The sequence below is a fragment of the Mesorhizobium sp. LSHC420B00 genome, assembly GCF_000503055.1.
Taxonomy (GTDB): domain Bacteria; phylum Pseudomonadota; class Alphaproteobacteria; order Rhizobiales; family Rhizobiaceae; genus Mesorhizobium.
Map to the genome: position 1 here is coordinate 46,141 of NZ_AYVY01000024.1, position 18,026 is coordinate 64,166.

The window sequence follows — 18,026 nt, forward strand, 5'->3', positions numbered from 1 at the left end:
GTTGAAGCTGTGGTATCTTCGGCTGCCAACGCAACAGCCTCTTGTGCAAGTTGCGCAGAGAAGCGGCAGCCCAACCCGTTGCCGGCCTCGGCCAGAATAATCCGGCTCTGGGCCCCAGGCGGCGACGACGGGTGCGCCAGTCGGGCTGTAGGCGTTATAGAAGACCGCCCTGCGACCACCTCCACAATCCACGTGCCGAAGCGTCGTAACGGGCTGCGGTCGATGCTCCGCCAGCCCGCAAATCAGAACGCCATACTCTCCGCGCATTTTTGAGCGGTCGATCAGTTTCGTGTGCATGCCTCCGCCTGGCTGCGTGAGCTCAATCGCGATAGAAAATGCCATTTGGGGGCTTGAGTTTGTCGAGATCGGCCACTTTGCCCTCGGGCGGGTTAAGGGCGCGCTTAAGCACGTTATATTCAGCGCGGGTCGGTCCACCGGTTGAAGCACGCTGGAACACCAAGTAGAGTGTCCGCCGCGAACGATTGCTTTTGTTCGGTCGTGAGTAGTGCGGTGCGTAATCGTCGAAGATGAAGATGTCGCCAGCCTTCCATACTACGGGTTCCCAGGAGAACATTTCGGCGACTTGAGGATCGATCACCCCACCGGCATCCATGGGAAACACCCCCTTCTTGTGGTTGCCGGGGCTGAAGAAAAGCCCGCCGTTTTCCGGGTCGGAGTCGTCGATGCCTATGGCAACCACCGCATGGACCATCCGGTCGGGGAGTTTGTGTGGAATGTGATAAATGTCCTGATGCGGGAGATAGCCGCCGCTGTCGGGGTAGTGGAAAATCAGCAACTCCTTGAGCCTGCGCGACTCTTCGCCAAGCAAATCCTGGACCGCTGACTTTATGCGCTGATCTTCTAAGAGCAAACGACGCAATGGATCATGGAAATCGAGAAAATTCTCGATCTTGGAGATGATCTTTCGATTGTCCGTCGTCTTCTCGAACCACATGAGCCATTTATCATCGCTGACATCCCATCGTGACATATCTTCGACAAAAGTAGAGATATCTTCCTGATCCGCTGGAGAGAAGAACCTTTCGAGCCTGACGTATCCGTCTTTCTGCCACTTTTCTCTTTGTGCATCAGTCAACATGTGAAAAGCCTCCTGTTGGAAAGACTGGTTGGTCGGACATCCCAATTAGGGCAGTCGGGCGCTGGTCAAGTTGCGGGTCCACGGAGACGGACTCACATCATGTGGGACGGCGATGCTAAGTGCGTTCCGCTCCGGCGGATATTGTCCGCAGAAGCTCGGCGCGAGACTGCCTATGTCAGGCTCAGCCGGGTCCAGGGGTTCCGTAAACTGGGCCGGATCAATCGCTTCACCCGGTCCAGCCACGACACGCATCGCTAAAGGCCGGCACCATCCGCTGACCGCCGACCCAGCCATGGCCGCCAAGACCACGGCGCTCTTTCGAGTGAGCGACCTGGTACGGTCTTGACAACCGGAGGGGAAATGCACGCCCCCAGAATAATGCGATGCGCCGCTTGGTCCAAGGGCTTGTTCGGTCACGATGATTTCGGAGAAGCCTCCGGCCTTCGCCGCAGCGGAGGCGGATATCATTCCTAGGATGCCACCGCCGATGATCAAAAGTCTACGAGTCATATCCCGCTGCCCATTTCTTCGGCTGCGGGGGCGGGCCAGCTCTCGATCGAGGTATGGCTGATGAAGCCAGGATGCTCGGGGTTCGCGCATGGCGCGCGCCCAAGAAGGCTATCGAGGATGCGGCGCGCGCGCCAGGCCAGCAGGCTTAGGTTCGGATCGGCCAGGCCGCGCTGCCCGAGGCTCGCGTTTTGTACGAAGATGCGTCTGTCACGCGGTCCGTCCCAGCTCACCGAAAAATCCTCGCGAATAGCTAATTCATTGTCGATCTGCTCCAGCCGGTGCGCGATGGGTTCCAAGAAGTCTGGCACCGCGTTCTCGTAACCGGTGGCCAGGATGACGATGTCAGCCGTGACTTCTTCGACCTCGTCCATGCCGTGCTGCAGGGTCAGCCTGTGACCCGGTCCGGCGTTGATGCAGTGCGAGACGGTGCAGCCCGGCCGCAGTGTGATGTCGCATCGGTTTGGCTCGACAAATGCGTGGCGGTACAGCGCCTGATAGATCGCGCGCAACGTGCTTTCCGAAATGCCGTCCGAGGCAAGCACGAAACGCCGCAGGAGCAGCTTACGCTGCGACTCGCTCATCGCCGCGAAACGATCCGAAAAGCAGGGCATGAACAACTCGTTTGTGAACGGGCTGTCGTCGAGAGGCAGGTAGTTCTCACGCTGCGAGACCCAAGTGATCGAGGCAGGCCGCCGTTCTTTCGGCAGGCCGACAAGGTGCAACATCACCTCGGCTCCCGACTGGCCTCCGCCAACCACGCAGACATGCTTTCTCCGCACCTCAGGATGGACGTGCAATAAAACAGATGAGTGGAACAGGTTGTGTCCAGTCCAGCCCTGAAACTGAGGCGGAATTTGCGCCTGCTTGCCAATGCCGACCACGACGTTTCTGGCGCCGAGAACCGCCTTATCCGTCCGCACCCGAAACTCGCCGTTAAAGCGGATTTCGTGCACGGTCTCGCCGCGACGCACAAGTGGGTTCCTGTGGAAGGCCCAGTTCAGGTATTGCTCGAACTCAACTCTGAGCACGGCTTCGAACTGTGCGTTCAGGAAGTGATACAGACGCCCGTTCTCGTGCAGGAAGTTTACGAAAGTGTAGGCTGATCGCGGATTCACCAGCGTGACCAGATCCTTGAAGTGGCTGACCTGGAGCTCCGAGGAATCGAACGCGATGCCGGGATGCCAACGGAAGTCGACTTGCCGATCCAGGAACAGCGCCCCTCGCCCAATTTGCTCGTGTATCTGACACGCAAGACTCAAATTAGACGGCCCAGCACCGACTCCAACGCAAGATAACTCCACTTGCTTTGCTCCTATAAATTTTTCCGACTCGGCGGCTTGTTCGCGGCGAATATCGGCCATAGCCATTGGGCCCCCTCGCGGGCGTTTTCGAGCCCCGGTGCCGACCGGATTTGCGAGAATTGTCCTGCGCGTTCGGGTTGTCGAATGTAGACCCGAGCATTCCAGCGCGGTGACAATCGACGGGTCATGCCGCCGACGTGGGTTGGGGGCATCAACGGTATATCCTTTCCGCCCGTCTGGATGCCCGCGTCGCCGCACGCGAGGAGCTTTCCAGGCCCATTAAGGTGTTTGAAGCCGGCGCAGTCGCCCGCCTCAACCATGACGCGCCGGCCTTTCGGCGCTTGATGGCAGGCGAGAGCGCGGTTTTCATTGCGGCGACGGCATTTTCGGTGCGCATGATCATGGAGGAGGTCTCGCTGATGCGTTCGCAGGACCCCATGCATGGGCCGTGCCAGAGAAGGAAAACTTTATTTAACAACGGCTTGGCGGATTTGCGACCCTGTCGGAAATCCGACATTGAGGGGGACGCGTACCGGCGGCGCCCGATTTGCACGTCGATGTCCCCTTTCCGAATAGCTAATCGGGCACCTTCTGCACCAGAATACTTCTCTTATGGAGACCAGCACGACGTCTTCATGAACGGACAGTGCAGAACCTTCTGTCTCTGCCGGACAGATCGCGATATGCCTTGTCCATCGAGGTCGGCAGTTGCAAGAGCTGCCAGATCCTTCGCCCTGTCGTGCCGTTGCACTGGCTGGATCCCGACATCCTTGGAGGCCGCGATCATGAAGAGTGACGCAATCTCATGTCCGCGGCGAGGCCTCTCTAAATGGAGAAGCAATTCTCTATGTCGGTGTCGGATCGATGCTCTTGATGAGATGGTTGCGGATGGGCGGTAAGCGCGAATTTCCCCGCACCTTTTGCTGTTGAGTGCTCTGATGCATGCAGGTGTCCACCAAAATAGGTGGACACCAAGTGATGGAAGAAGATGAGCAGAAACTGCGGGTAAGGCTTGTCGGTCGGGACGGGCGACGCCGATACGACCCCGCATCGAAGGACCGTCTTGTCTCGGCCTGCCTTGAGCCTGGCGTGTCGGTATCGAGGCTCGCGCTCGAACATGGGGTCAATGCGAACCTTCTTCGGAAGTGGATAAAGAGGCGCGCGGAGACCCTCCCGCCGCCCTCACCATCAGCGTTCATCCCGGTTCAGATTGAAAGCACTTCCGATCGGGCCTTGCTGCGACAGAGCAGCATGGCTGCGGTGGATTTGCCGGGGACTTGCGATGGGGTGCGTAGGTCGGCATCGAAAAGGACAGCGCATTTTTCCTCTCCAGCCAAGGTGAGCGCGTCGCTGCCGAACGGCGTGAAGTTGACGCTGGAATGCGGTGATGTGGATGCATTGACGGCAACCATCGGAGCGCTGGGTCATGTTCAGACTGGGCGCTGACCTGAAAGTCTACCTGCACCGCGAGCCGATCGACTTCCGGGCCGGCATCAACAGCCTTGCGGTTCTGGTGCAGGAGACGATGGCGCTCGATCCGTTTGCTCCGGCGGTTTTTGCGTTCTGCAATCGCCGTCGCGACCGGATGAAGCTCCTGTTCTTCGATCGGTCGGGCTTTGTGCTGGTCCTGAAGCGGCTGACCGAGGACAGGTTCCGGTGGCCGCGCCGGGAGGCAGCGGTGGTCACGCTTACGACCGAGCAATTGCACTGGATCCTCGACGGCATCGATATCGATGCGATGGTCCGCCATCCGGTGCGGCAATATCAGGTTGCCGGTTGAGGGCTCTCGAATTGAGCGGTTGACGCGGCGGTATGCTTTCGATTCAAGAATCTGATGAATCGACCCGGCGAACCGACTGTTGAAAGAGTTGATGGCGCGCATTGCTGCGCTGCAGGCGCAGAACCGTCAACTCGCCGAACGCGTCGTCAAACTCGAGGAAGAGCTGGCGCTTGCGCGGCTGCATCGTTTTGCGCCGAAGAGCGAAAAGCACATTGACCGCCTCTTCAATGAAGCCGAACAGGCCGCGGAGGAGGACGCCGCCGACAGCGAAGATGGCGATGTCGTTGTCCTGCCGGACACGGGCTTGCCGGCGAGCGAAGGGGCGACGGGAAAGAAGCGCGGCCGCAAGGCCTTGCCGGAAAACCTGCCGCGCGAGCGCGTCGAGTATGACCTTCCCGACGACCAGAAGGCTTGTCCCTGCTGCCGTCACCAGATGCATCGCATGGGCGAGGCCGTTACCGAGCAACTTCATATCGAGGTGAAGGCGAAGGTCCTGCAGAATGTGCGGTTCAAGTATGCTTGCCGCCATTGCGACCGTACCGGCATCAACACGCCGGTCGTGACCGCGCCGATGCCCGCGCAACCCTTGCCGGGCAGCATCGCCACGGCCTCGACGCTGGCCTTCGTGCTCGTTCACAAATACGTCGACGGCACACCGCTCTACCGCCTGGCGCAGGCCTTCGAGCGCGCGGGCGTTCCTGTCAGCCGTGGCGCTCTGGGTCACTGGGTGATCGGCTCGAGCGAAAAGCATCTCGCCCGCATCTATGACGTGCTGAAGCTGCGGCTCAGATCGCAGCCCCTCATCCATGGCGACGAGACCACGGTCCAGGTGCTGAAGGAAATGGACAGAGAGGCCACCAGCACCTCGTACATGTGGGCATACCGGAGCGGCCACGACAGTGACGAGCCGATCGTGCTGCTCGATTATCAGCCGGGTCGCGGCCAGATACACCCGCAGACCTTCTTGGGCGATTACCGCGGCATCGTGATGAGTGACGGTTATTCCGCCTGGCGCACGCTGGAAGGGGCAACGCATCTTGGCTGCATGGCCCATTCCAGGCGGCGCTTCGTCGATGCCCTAAAGGCGAGGAAGAAAGGCGGCGGCCCGCCGGAACAGGCGCTCCGGTTCTTTGAACAGCTCTATTGGGTTGAAAGGCAGGCGCGGAACGAAATCCCCGATGACGGCGAAACGCGAGATGACTGCATTCGCCGCTTCCGCCAGCAACATAGTGTCCCGATCCTCCAGGCTCTCAAGGCATGGCTCGACGACATCGCCCCAAAAGTCTTGCCGGACAGCAAGCTCGGCGACGCCGTCTCCTACACCCTGAACCAATGGGGATATCTGACTCGTTACACCGAGGACGGCAGCATGCCGATCGACAACAATCTTCTCGAGCGTGACATCAGAATCTTTGCCACTGGCCGGAAAAGTTGGCTGTTCAGCGATACCGTCGACGGAGCCAGGGCCAGCGCCGTCATCTACAGCCTGATGTTGACCTGCCGCGCCTGTGGCGTCGAGCCGTTAGCGTGGCTGCGCCACGTCCTCACCGAGCTGCCTCAACGCGCTGTCGATACTGATATCGACGACCTGCTGCCCTTCAACTTCGCCAAAACCGCCGCAGCCTGATCCGCCCGGACGCGTCCATCTGAAAGCGACCGTCGTTGAAAGGCGGCGTCGACGTGCGGGGAAATGAGCGCTTTCGATGGGCGCATGCCCATACCTAAGCACATCAATGATTGGGCGATATGGGACCTTCACCAACTGGATTGTCGAATCTCTGGAAAGATAGCCGGAAGACAATTGCGTTATGGCCACTCTGCCGTGCGCCATTCGGTCCCTGCGACTTGATCCAGGCAAAGGGCTGAGGCCGTAAAGCAGTCTTTTGCGCGCCCACGGGTGGGCCAGGATAGAGGCAACGTAAACGCAGTTATTCGATGATCGCGCCGCGGTGTCCTCACGCTGTGCCGCGCCCGACCCCGGCGACGAAGTGGTCGTCGATCGCCGCGTCGCCGATGTCGACCCGAAGTTCGGCCAGTTTCGCGGTGAGCTTCACTGCATCCGCAGTGCCCACCGATCTGGCACGGGAGGTTCTATCAGGCGGTCACGGCTGCACTCGTTGTCGGATGTTCGACGATGTCGGACATGAGACACAGCGTCATCAGGATGATCGCATTGCTTGGAAACGATTTTCCTATTTGGCACGACTCCTGCGGGGCTGTCCGCAAAACGCGCTGCGGCACGGACAGAGGAGAAATCATCGCATGATCATGCCCGCCGAACATGCGGTCGCAGCCGCGAAAGCGGAGCTTTCCCGGGCCGACGGAAGACTTTGCGCCTGTTTTCCAGGCGACTTCACTCTTCGGGTTAGCCGGACATGACCGCATTCGATTTCCGTCCAACGCTGAATGCACCCGACGATGACCCCCATCTCTGGCTTGAAGATGTAGAAGGCGAACGGGCACTTGCGTGGACCGCCAGCCAGTCGGCAAAGACCCTGAAGAACTTCGCGGGAACGCAGTTTGAGCGCGACCGGGCGGCGCTTACAGCGATTTTCGACCGTCCCGACAGGATTCCCCGTATCACGCGCCGCGGTCAGTACCTCTACAATTTCTGGCAAGATGCCGGAAATCCGCGCGGGCTGTGGCGCCGGACCACCCTTGCCGCCTACATGAAGACTGATCCCCAGTGGGAGCTGCTGATCGATCTGGACGCCCTCGCCGCTAGCGACGGAGAAGATTGGGTCTGGGGCAGCGCATCGATCGAGCCGGAGAGACGGGAAAGAGCCATTCTGCGCCTGTCGCGCTGCGGCAGCGACGCGGTCGTGCATCGCGAATTCGACCTGAGCTCCCTGAGCTTTGTCGCCGACGGGTTCAATCTCCCCGAGGCCAAGGGCAACATTGATTGGCTCGACCCCAACACGCTTCTGCTTTCCAGTGCGCTTGGTCATGGCATGGCCACCCGCTCCGGTTACGCGCGCACCGTGCGACTGTGGAACCGTGGCGCGGATCCCCTCACCGCGCCGGTAATCTTCGAGACGGGTTCCGAAACCCTCGTTGTGTGTGGCCATCTGGACCGTACCGCCAAGAGCGAGCGCCTGTGGTTCGTCGAGCAGCTGGCTTGGCTCGACAAAATAGTCCGCATTGGCGATAGAAGCGGGCCGAAGATTGAGATCGGCCTTCCCAAGGACGCCAGATGGAACACCTTCGGCGATTGGCTGGCGGTAAAGCCGCGTAAAGCATGGACGGTTGCCGGGACGACCTATTGCGCCGACGCGCTGATCGGCATCTCGCTTTCCTCTTTCCTGGCTGGCGAGCGCCGTTTTAGCACTCTGTTCGAACCAGCCGAGAGGCGGGTCCTGCAGTCCTTCTTCTGGAACAACGGGAAGCTCATTGTCGCCTACCTGGCGAACCTCGTTCCTAGATTCGAGATATTCACCCCGGGCCCGCAGGAATGGACGCGCCGAGCCCTGAACACGTTTCCCGCCGAACGGACTGTTGATCTCTGGTCACTCGATGCGGCAGATCACGAGACCAATGGAGAGATCCTGGTCTGGGCTCAGGATCCGATCACGCCGCCGCAGCTTTTCCTATTGGATCTCGACGCCGCGCCGCCTCTCAGCGTTTCAGTAATCCTGAAGCGCAGCCCGGAGAATTTCGACGCATCCGGACTGGTGGTCACGCGCCACGAGGCGGTCTCGATCGATGGCGAGATGATTCCCTATACGCAGGTCGGTCCGGCTGACGGGAACGGGGATGCCCCGGTTCACCTCACCGCCTATGGCGGGTTCGGCATATCGCTCCTGCCCTCCTACAATTCCTCGCTCGGCAAGCTGTGGCTCGAACGCGGCGGCACGTGCGTGGTGGCGAACATCCGGGGCGGCGGCGAGTTCGGCACCCGTTGGCACGATGCCGGGCGCAGACAGGGCAAACGTCTTGCCCATGACGATTTCGCCGCCGTTGCCGCCGACCTGGTGCGAAGGGGCATTACGCTGCCGAGGCGGATTGCCGCCGAGGGCGGGTCAAATGGCGGCCTGCTGATTGCCAACATGCTGACCCGCTACCCTGAGCACTTCGGCGCGCTGTTCTGCACAGTTCCGCTTGTCGACATGCGCCGCTACACCAAGCTCCTGGCGGGCGCGAGCTGGATCGACGAATATGGCGATCCCGACAAGGCTGACGATTGGGTTTTCCTGAAGGAAATCTCCGCCTATCACGCCGCGACGCCGGGACAGCCCTATCCGCCTGTCCTGCTCGCCACCACGAAGCGCGACGACCGCGTCCACCCGGGCCACGCGCGCAAGATGGCCGCAAAGCTGCAGGCCCTTGGATATCCCGCTTACTTCTACGAGCTCAGCGCGGGCGGGCACGGCTACGGCAAGGACAATCGCGAGCGGGCCGCATTCATCAGTCTTGGCACCAACTTTCTTCGCAACGTGATCGGCTGGCACGCCGATAGCGCTCATTGACGACCGGGAGCGCGACAGAGCAAACTAGGAATAAGTGGGTATAGATCGAATGTCTGCAACAACTGCACAAATAATGAGTACCGAGTTTGCGTAAAATGCGCGACAGAGCTAAGTCTGCCTCAAACAATACAGTAGACTATTCCCATTGCAGCCTATCATGTCTGAAAAGCAAGGAGACAATACCATGGCAACAAAGCGAACAAACGTGGCGCGGGGAGTAACAGCGGCCATCGTCCTGGTGCTGATGGGGCAGCAGGCCGTCGCGGCGGAGCTTGCACGAGCCCTGTACGTTCCTCCGCCTCCCCTGCGCGACCCTCCGCCTCGCCCGTGCCCTACGACAGCAACCTGGGTCATCGCAGAACCAAGCCCTTGGCAGATCCGCCTGCGCGCGTTGGGGGTCCTCACTGAGGATTCCGGCTTCGCTAAATACAGTGCCTATCCCGCTTACTTCTACGAAGCCCAGCGCAGGTAGGCACAGCTACCGCAAGGACAATCGCGAGCGGGCGGCATTCATTGCCTTGGGCAACAATTTCCTTCGCAGCGCGATCGGTTGGCAAGCCGATGGCTGATTGGTGCGCCAAACAAGGCAATGTTTCAAAAAAAGTGAGCACAGGTCCGTGATTGCGCGAATTCGCAAATAATGACGGCACTGTCTCATGCAAGGTGAGTATGAGAATGCTTCAGTATAAACTGATAAAATGAGATTCTTAGTAGTGCAACGCACCATGTCTGAAGAAAAAGGAGAGAATATCATGGCCAGAACGCGACCGGGCGTGGTCCAGGGAATAACAGCGGCTGTCATCCTCATGGTGATGGGACACCAGGCCGCCGCGGCGGACCTTGCGCAGGCCGCGAGCGTCCCGGAAGTAGCAGTCTTGGCCTCGGACGAAGGAGACTTGGCCTCGGAATGGCCAAGCCCTTGGCAGATCCGCCTCCGTGGGTTGGGGGTCATCACCCAGGATTCGGGCTACGTTGATACGGCGCCCGGCTCCGGTCTTTCCTATTCGAACACCGTGACGCCCGAACTCGATATCTCGTATTTCTTCACCGACAACGTCGCCGCCGAGCTTATCCTCGGCACCACCTATGCCAACATCGCAGGCCAGGGCTCGATCGGCGGGCTGGGCAATATCGGCAAGGTTTGGCTGCTGCCGCCCACGCTGACATTGCAGTACCATTTTACCGATTTCGGTGCTTTCAAGCCCTATGTCGGCGCCGGCGTGAACTATACAATCTTCTATAATCAGGATGCCGGCAGCGCCGATGATCTCAAGGTTAAGAACACCTTCGGCACCGCACTGCAGGTCGGGTTCGACTACATGGTGGACGAGCACTGGGGCGTCAACTTCGACGTGAAGAAGCTTTTCCTGAAGCCAGACTTCGACGTCACCGTGGCCGGCGCCAAGCTGACGGGGAAGGCGGCGCTCGATCCCTGGCTGATAGGCGCAGGTGTCACCTACCGCTTCTGACAACGGAAGGCGAGGCGGCTTGCTATAGCTGATCTGAAATGAAGGGCGCCTTGTGCGCCCTTTTTTCGGTCGCCCCTGCACGGGAAGAAGCCGTTGTACAGAGGGCGGCCGCCTTCCTCGAGTGGACCAAGAAGCGTACCCTGGTCAACGCGGCCTCGACTAATGCCTGAAATGGAAGTGCCTAGAGACGCGCCTTAGATCAGGATGCAGCGGCCAGACTCTTTGCCGGCATCGGTCTCCCCGACGTTCTGTGTGAGATTATGCGCCTGCGCGCACGGACCTCCTCCACGGCGACAAGATGCCGTGTTCAGCCATGCTGCGAGCTGCCGGTTCTTTTCTGCTGCACCGGTGGGCTGGCGCCCCAAAGCGTCCCTCGGCAGCCCAGGGCCGCGCTTCGCCCTGCCCGCGGCACACACGGTACGGTACCGGGCTCCATCTCGGCAATGATGCGGTCTGGGACCTCCTGATAGAGCCTGGCGCCCGAGCGCTGCCCTCACCTCGGTCTCCGCTAATGGTTCGCTTCTGTCTTGCATGCAACGTCGTCCTCCGCTCGCCAATCGCTGCTTTCCCGGGAAGTGGGGGGGTGGGCGGCGGGTTGCGGCCGGAAGGGCCGCCGTCCAGGCGAACCGCATCCAGAGGACCGAAACGAACAGAAGGACCCGAAGCGAGAGCGAAGGGTTGCTGGAAGCCGCGGCGGCCGTAGAAGGGCGCGCCGCCCACCCTGAACCGCTGGGAAAGGCCCACCAGATCAGGTTGCGAGGGTCTGACGACCCGCGCCAGGGCGGGAGCCGAATGGCCGAGACGCCTGAGCTTGCCGCAGAAAAGCGGGCTGGTCCACCGGGAGCGGTGGCTCCGCGAGAGGCGCCGGCATCAGTTATGACCGCAGGCTCAACAGAATCTCGCACGGATCAGCGTCAAGCACTGCGGTTACGTCGAGAAATTCAATGATGTCGAGACGCCGCTCCCCACCTTCATACTTGGCCACGAAGGATTGCGGCCGGCCAAGCTTCTCAGCCACCTGCGCCTGAGTCATGCCTTTGGCCTCGCGCAGCGATATCAGCTGGGCCAGAAACCGCTGGTGGCGGGGAGATCGAAGTGATTTGGGCATGTAGGAGAACCGGTCAGGTAAAGACCGTCTCAGCCACTAATCCCGGTTCCGGATTATCCCATTTTGGGATATGCTGTCTTGAATCCAGCGATCAAGATGCGAGGTTCGCGGCAGACATGAATGGATCAACGGGAACAGACGGGACTCAAAGCTCGACACTGCGCGACGAGGTCCCTTGGTCGGAGAGCCTCACGAGCTATGACCGGCAGCATTTCAAGATCTATCTGAGGATTCTCGACGCCTGCGCCGACAATGCCAGCGAGGAGGAGATGGCGCATCGCATTCTCGGCATTGACCCGTCCATTGAACCGGTCCGCGCCAAAAAGGCCCTCCGCAGCCATATCGACCGTGCTAATTGGATGGTGACGACCGGCTACAAGGAACTGTTCGCCGGCTGACGCACAGCGCGGATCTCATGCTCTTCAAAGAAGGAAATTCAGATATTCGCCGTTCATTAGCGCACGGCCACGTGAGACGGCGCGCCGGATACGATCGCGCAGGTGATCTTGAGGATCCTTCCAGTCGGACCGGACGCGCGCTTGGCCGACGAGCGCTTCGGCGATTTCGCGATGTGATGCTCCGGCAAGCGCGCCATCGAGCGCGCGGAGGACGAAGTTCAATCGGGGCCCGCGTCTTTGTGGCGGAAACAAGCGCGCGGGCAGTTTTCCATAGGCACAAAGGGCATTGAGGCACTCCAGCGCTAACAGACGATGCTTCGAAAGTGCTGCCGGCCAGATCGCCTCGGTGCGGAGGTAAACAGGATGCAGGACATCCGCTCCCGAAACAGCAAGCTGGAGGCTGCGCTCCGCATCGCGAAGAAGAACCTCCTGGCTCTTGTCGGGCATCAGCAGGACTGCAGCACGACATGGCAATGCCGCCAGCTCGAACGACGATATCGTCGATGACGCAAATCGCCGTTCCGCAATGACAGGCAACACGCTTGGACACCGGCGGGGACACCAAAACACAGTCGCACTGCGCCCGTAAGATTCAGCGAAACGAAACACCCCAGCGCGACAGGTTGCCGGCCGACGCGATCACCTCGACGGTGGTTCCATGCGGCAAACTGTTGGCCTGCCGGCGCGCAGCAAGCACATCATGCTGAAATACCGGATTGCGCCGCAAAAACTCCCAAGCCCAGCCACGCAGCGTCAGCTGAGCGGCGTAGCCGTATGACCTATCATTCCACCAGTCGGGCAGATCGGCGTCCGTCGCAAGAGACGTGGACATGACTGTGCTCTCCTGCCGGGCGTCACATTCACGCCACCCGGCGAAGCACCGGCGCCCATAGCACCGGACTGTCGATACCGCTGTTTTGTCGCACCGCATGAAGTGTCGCTCTCGACACTTCGAGGTAGCCCGCCAGTGCGCGTGTCGCGCCGATCGTGTGCGGGTTGCCGATCCGCTCGAGGGGCCAGCCGGCGCGACGAAGAATGCGCTCCATGCGCAAGTCGGTGACCGTGACGACGTGGCTGAGCCGGCGTGAGAGGCCGAACTCGATCATGCCGGCGAAGAGCTCATATGTGCCGAGAGCGATACCACCCGCCCCCTTTTGCCCAGATGAAGCTATGTCGAGCGCAAAACGGCTGCTTTCCCACACGCTCGGATCCTCAGGTGCAGCCCTTCCTTCCAACAGCATCGGAAAGGTATCGCGAATCATGGTCGGGCCCGCTGAGGGCAGAAGGCGAACGCAACCCTCCACCCGGCCCTCGAAACCGCGCAACAACAGGTAGTGCGGTCTGAGCGCGTCAAAGGAATCGATTTCATAGCCGCCATTATCCTGCACGTCCCAGCCTAGGCGTTCCTTGAAGACGCGAAATCGAAGCCGATGCATTGCATGCAGTCCGTCAGCAAAGTCGTCGTAGCACTCAGGCGCAATAAGCTGGATCATCAAAGGCCTCCAATGGCGGGAAACATTTCCTCGCCATTGGAGACGATCCTTCGCGAAAGCGCAGCCTGTGCAGTTCCGGAGGTCAAGCCGACTTATCAGGAAGCGAAAAGCCTGAAGCCGCCAGACGCGTAATCGCCTGTCGGGTGGTTGTCACGCCAAGCTTCTTGCGGACGTTTGCCAGATGGAACTCAGCCGTGTACCGCGAGATCTCCAGGATGCCGCCTGTATCTCGGGCGGACTTGCCGCGCGCCGCCCACTGCAGGCACTCGTATTCACGCGGCGTCAACAACACACCGCCAACTCTTCGATCGCCCGACAGTCTGCAGCGGACGAACGTATGAAAACAGCTCGCGAAAAACGGAAGACCTTGCTCGTAGTGATCGGCCACGCGAAAGTATGCAGGATCGGGCTTGTCAGCGGCAAAGGTCATAGCCGCAAAATTGTCGCGGCCATCAATGATCGGGATCGTCACGCCGCAGCGGATGCCGAACTGCGCTGCTTCCTCGAAAAACCTAAGCTGAGGCGCGGACAGATCAAAACTCTTTAGGTCAAATCCCCATCGAAATGTGGATTCGCCATAGCTTGCACGTAAAATGACTGGGTCGACATTCTGATACCGGTTCTCAAGATAGCGCGCTGTCCAGAGCGCCGGATAATTCGAGATCAGCATGGGCTTGCCATTAGACCACGGCGGTAAGGAGAAGTAGGCAAAGGTGAATAGATCCAGACCTGAGGCGACATCGGCCAAGGCTCCGCGAAAATCACCCTCATCGACACTTACCGACAACTTTTCCAGGAATGTCTCGAAGACAATTCGCATGTCCTTCCTCATTGTTCTTCCTCCTGTCCTGACTCACTCCCTTCATCTCTCTGCTGTGCGCCACCCGGCCTGTAGACCCCATCGTAAGCCGACCTCTCAAACTGGCCGGGCTGACCTTCTTTACAAATGCCGCGACGGTCGCGCATATTGTTAGCTCGCCAGCGGTAGCTACGCGGCGATCTCAGACGTTTTTTGTCCGAAATGCTACGGCAGCCTCCCAACACAAGAAGGTGCTGATGGAGCAGTTCGAGAGTGCGAAGCGCATTGGTGGAGAGCAGCGGGCGGGCCGAAATTGGGTTACCGAACCCAACAAAAAGACGGGCCGTGCGAGTGTTCGTCTTTGACAATTTCGACCGGTGATCGGCAACGCGACCATTGTATTCCTATGCAGCTATAACCGACGTGATCAGGTCGGAAATCGTCAGGCGTGTTGGTAGCAGTGCTTTGGGCGACTTATGCCAGGTGGGTAGAAGCTGTTGCTCCCGTTTGACAGACGAGCGGCGATTCCGTCGAGTTCGTAGTTCGTCCAGCCTTTCGAACGGCTCTGACAAAGCGACCACGCCGAAATGGCTGTTCGCTAATCCCTGATCGATCCGCCTGAGGCTGTTACCGATCCGAAGCTCGAATCCGTCAGACCAGACTGCGAGTCCATCATTCAGCGCCAGTGGACGGACGACATCATCCTTATCTTTCGGAAGCATGGGAGATGAACACCTCGTACTGGCGATTCCCGTCTGTGGATGTTCCCCGCGGCGAACTATCCCTGACCAGGGACGGAACAGAACACAGAGCTTCGCGCAATTCGGGTAGAGGCGCCCGGGCAATTTCCTGATGCTGGAACAAGTGCCGCCTTCAAGCCCCTGCATATCGACGGCTACATGCCAATGCACCGACTTGGGAACCTGCAGGCGGACTGGCTGCTTCGCAAGCCGGCCAATATACTGAGGTCGTTCTCCGCGCCCGTAATTGCTGCAGCTCGTCAAATCCAGCAACCTTAGGTTGGCTCCCGACGTGAACGTGATCTCGGCCCTCTGACCGCGAGAACACTGCCCCAAATCGCAATGCGTAAAATTCATCTCCCCCTCATCCTGTGTCGGCCAGAACTTTGATTAAGCTCTTACGATCTCCTCGCCTGTTTCAGAAGAGGGACTCGTGTAGGCTTCGATAGTCGCTTCTCTCTCATCCAGGAATTCAAAGAGAAATAACTTGGTCCGCAGTTGGCAGAACCAGGAGTGCAAAGACCACTCACCCGGTTTGCCGCACATGAGCATCATGACGGGCCTTTGATTTCGCGCCGTCGGGGTTTTTATGATCGTTTTCAGGCATACTCGATCCGTCCAGCTCAGGCGGTTCGAAACGGCATCGGGGTGGGTGTGCCAGTCCCCGAGATACGTGTCCAACCTCCCGGAACGCTCATAGTGCTTCGCAATCTCCGCCTGTTGCCAGCTTTGATCAGGGAGAAAGCTGCTTCGCTCGTGAGATGCTCGGGGCCCGGCCGGGATCATTGCTGTTATGACGGCAACGTTGCTTTCGGCCCAATACCCCATGAAGGTCCCACCCGTTTCCCGATCATACCAGAGGTCGGCATCCATCTGCATGTCCTGCATGATCGCCCGAGGCACCCACACTATTGGTTGCATCCGCATTCCTTCATGGGAGGCAACCCATCCACCCGCCAAGACGGCGGCACCCGCTTGATGCCGTCATGCAATGTGAGGGTGTGAACCAAGGATTCCTTGAACTCGGCTGGCTGCGAGAGAATGTCCACGGTCAACCGGACAGCTTCCAGCGATAATTCATGAAGATCGAATGAAGCCCCAGTGAAGGTCAACTCGGCGCATCCAGCCGGCTGATTTAGCGCGGAGATTTCTCCTGACCCAGGAGCTTTCTCGATCAAACCTTTCGCATAGGCAAATTCGCGGCAGGTTGGACAGCCGGATTTCGGCTGATAGGCCGCAACGACGCCCCCCTTCAAAGAGAGCGTCCCGAAAAGAGAGATCATCGGTTTGCCGGCGGACTTGCAGTGATCGGCCAGCAAACGTGAGATTCCGGAAGAGGCCGTTGCATCGATGACGATGTCCGCCTTCCCAAAAATCGGGGGTAGAACTGAATGGTCTCCTCCGTTCCCGTCGGCCGCCGTGGCTATGCCTACGGTGTGATGGATCGCCTCGACCTCGACGCTCGGGTATTCGGATTCCACGTGGTGCTTGACGGCGGTCGTCTTTCGCATTCCCCAGGCCGTCGCACCAAGCGGCCATCGGATCGAGTTTCCTGGTTCGACGATGTCATGGTCGATGACGGTGAGATGGGAACAGCCGTTGCGGGCAAACTCGATCGCAACTGGGGCACCAATAGCTCCCATCCCGAAGATGGCAATCACCTTATCCTTCAAGATGCCGACCGATGGAACTCGGGCGCCGATGTCTGTGGCCCCGGCGCGGAGCGTGGGAACTATGATCATGGAGGGGCTGGTCCCTCTCTGTCCTTGCTTCACAGCCCGGAACGACTTTGCTGGTCCGTAACGCAGTGGAAATAGCCAGGTGTCGCCGTCAACACGGTGGCTGAGTTCCGTCGATTGGACCGTGACGGACATCGAAATAGCGGGCGAGCCACTATTGATCACGTGGCCTCCAAAGGTAAGCTGGCCCTGCGCCTTCCGCCAACCCTCGGGCGATGGCGGCGCGAAACGACCTACGCGCCTCCACGGAAATATGCCCGTGACCTTCTTCAATTGAAGTCCGGGAGGAAGCGGAAATTTCCGCGCAGCTAGAACGGACCCGTCCTTCGCCTTGATTTCCTCGACCACACCCTGGAATCTAATTTTGTCGTCCATCTTTTGAAGGGAGTAAGACGCCCGCAACGTGCCCTCTGTTTCAGCTCCTACATTCCAGGCAGTGTCGATCAACATAAAGCTGCCGTCGACATAGCCATCGAATGCCGGGGCGAAGGCGTTCCACCAGAATTCCATCGGTTCGCCCTGTGGATCCTCCATGCCCGTACCATTCAGAGCGTTGGCGAGTTGCTTCTCCAGAAGTTTCGCCAATGTCCACTCGATGGACCACAGTCCTGTGTCACGGCCCAACAGGCAAAGGTTGCCGTCGGTCGGTGAGCAATGCTTGTGCGGAAAAGTTTCCGGGTTTCCTCGAAGGGCGACTTGCGGGCGCACGAAGGGATAGCTGTCGGGGAAAACTGCGCGAAGCTGGCAGACTTCCCCGGATGCCAGCGGCCATTCGAACTTGATGCTGAGCACCCCCTGTTTCAGTTGGTCTTCGTCTATTCGCAGCGAGTCTCGGGCGAAGAATGCCAGGTCACGGAGTTCGAAATCCAGTCGTCCGACACAGGTATGCTCCCAGTGGGGGAGCATACCTGTTTTCAGATCGCCGTAGCCTATCCAGGTCATCCTACTGGACGATCCGGCAGCTGAGGTGGGTCCTTGGGGCCAGGCGGAACGCCGGGCGGACGACCCGGAACGCCATCTGGCGGGCCTGGGACCCAGTCGGGGGGGCCCGGCGGGGTGTGGCCTGGATTGCCGGGGATTGGGGGCCGTGCCATGTCGATTCTCCTTTGTGATTGGTCGAAGAT

15 protein-coding genes and 1 pseudogene are annotated in these 18,026 nt (G+C 59.6%); 6 read left to right on the forward strand and 10 right to left on the reverse strand.

Going from position 1 to position 18,026, the window contains the following annotated elements; translation table 11 throughout:
• Window positions 1–319: 319 nt before the first annotated feature.
• Both X760_RS65855 and X760_RS65860 read right to left on the reverse strand, forming a co-directional pair.
• A complete protein-coding gene (locus X760_RS65855) occupies window positions 320–1,099 on the reverse strand; it encodes a phytanoyl-CoA dioxygenase family protein (protein ID WP_023721444.1) in 780 nt (259 codons plus the stop codon).
• 506 nt (window positions 1,100–1,605) lie between these two features.
• Entirely contained in the window at window positions 1,606–2,976 is a 1,371-nt protein-coding gene (locus X760_RS65860; RefSeq protein ID WP_245278689.1) for a lysine N(6)-hydroxylase/L-ornithine N(5)-oxygenase family protein, read from the reverse strand.
• A gap of 912 nt (window positions 2,977–3,888) precedes the next feature.
• Between X760_RS65860 and X760_RS75195 the strand changes: the two genes are divergently transcribed.
• The 5 genes and pseudogenes from X760_RS75195 (at window position 3,889) to X760_RS65895 (ending at window position 10,625) form a co-directional block, all read left to right on the forward strand.
• Window positions 3,889–4,356, forward strand: a complete 468-nt coding sequence (locus X760_RS75195; protein WP_156948185.1) for a transposase — start codon at window positions 3,889–3,891, stop codon at window positions 4,354–4,356.
• Window positions 4,337–4,690 carry an IS66 family insertion sequence element accessory protein TnpB gene (gene tnpB, locus X760_RS65875; protein ID WP_023721448.1) on the forward strand — a complete coding sequence of 118 codons (354 nt, stop codon included), beginning with the start codon at window positions 4,337–4,339 and terminating at the stop codon, window positions 4,688–4,690. Before X760_RS75195 ends, tnpB begins: the two co-directional genes overlap by 20 nt.
• 54 nt (window positions 4,691–4,744) lie before the next feature.
• Window positions 4,745–6,317, forward strand: a pseudogene (locus X760_RS0139120) (IS66 family transposase).
• Between the two features lie 748 nt (window positions 6,318–7,065).
• Window positions 7,066–9,156, forward strand: a complete 2,091-nt coding sequence (locus tag X760_RS65885; RefSeq protein ID WP_023721451.1) for a prolyl oligopeptidase family serine peptidase — start codon at window positions 7,066–7,068, stop codon at window positions 9,154–9,156.
• Window positions 9,157–9,908: 752 nt separating this feature from the next.
• On the forward strand, window positions 9,909–10,625 hold the full coding sequence (locus tag X760_RS65895; protein ID WP_023721453.1) for an OmpW family protein: 717 nt from the start codon (window positions 9,909–9,911) through the stop codon (window positions 10,623–10,625).
• An 874-nt stretch (window positions 10,626–11,499) separates the two neighbouring features.
• On the opposite strand, the gene X760_RS65900 is transcribed toward X760_RS65895, so the two are convergent.
• Window positions 11,500–11,733, reverse strand: a complete 234-nt coding sequence (locus X760_RS65900; RefSeq protein WP_023721455.1) for a helix-turn-helix transcriptional regulator — start codon at window positions 11,731–11,733, stop codon at window positions 11,500–11,502.
• Window positions 11,734–11,849: 116 nt separating this feature from the next.
• On the opposite strand from X760_RS65900, the gene X760_RS65905 reads away from it, so the two are divergent.
• Entirely contained in the window at window positions 11,850–12,131 is a 282-nt protein-coding gene (locus X760_RS65905) for a DUF2285 domain-containing protein (protein WP_023721456.1), read from the forward strand.
• A 24-nt stretch (window positions 12,132–12,155) separates the two neighbouring features.
• Here the strand turns inward: X760_RS65905 and X760_RS65910 are convergent, their stop codons facing one another.
• From X760_RS65910 to X760_RS65935, 7 genes are all read right to left on the reverse strand, one after another.
• Window positions 12,156–12,578, reverse strand: a complete 423-nt coding sequence (locus X760_RS65910; RefSeq protein WP_023721457.1) for a DUF2285 domain-containing protein — start codon at window positions 12,576–12,578, stop codon at window positions 12,156–12,158.
• A gap of 145 nt (window positions 12,579–12,723) precedes the next feature.
• Window positions 12,724–12,963, reverse strand: a complete 240-nt coding sequence (locus X760_RS65915; protein ID WP_023721458.1) for a DUF6499 domain-containing protein — start codon at window positions 12,961–12,963, stop codon at window positions 12,724–12,726.
• Between the two features lie 28 nt (window positions 12,964–12,991).
• Window positions 12,992–13,624, reverse strand: coding sequence for an acyl-homoserine-lactone synthase (locus X760_RS65920; RefSeq protein ID WP_023721459.1), 633 nt, complete (start codon window positions 13,622–13,624; stop codon window positions 12,992–12,994).
• 82 nt (window positions 13,625–13,706) lie between these two features.
• Window positions 13,707–14,456 (reverse strand): LuxR family transcriptional regulator, encoded by a 750-nt coding sequence (locus tag X760_RS65925; protein WP_036245514.1) that lies wholly within the window; start codon window positions 14,454–14,456, stop codon window positions 13,707–13,709.
• Between the two features lie 371 nt (window positions 14,457–14,827).
• Window positions 14,828–15,520, reverse strand: a complete 693-nt coding sequence (locus tag X760_RS79180) for a DUF1883 domain-containing protein (protein WP_084642910.1) — start codon at window positions 15,518–15,520, stop codon at window positions 14,828–14,830.
• 33 nt (window positions 15,521–15,553) lie between these two features.
• The gene (locus X760_RS65930; protein WP_348633249.1) at window positions 15,554–16,090 is read right to left on the reverse strand and encodes a Mov34/MPN/PAD-1 family protein; all 537 of its coding nucleotides are present in this window, start codon (window positions 16,088–16,090) and stop codon (window positions 15,554–15,556) included.
• Window positions 16,072–17,844 (reverse strand): ThiF family adenylyltransferase, encoded by a 1,773-nt coding sequence (locus X760_RS65935; protein WP_023721462.1) that lies wholly within the window; start codon window positions 17,842–17,844, stop codon window positions 16,072–16,074. The genes X760_RS65930 and X760_RS65935 overlap by 19 nt, the downstream gene beginning before the upstream one ends.
• Window positions 17,845–18,026: the final 182 nt, after the last annotated feature.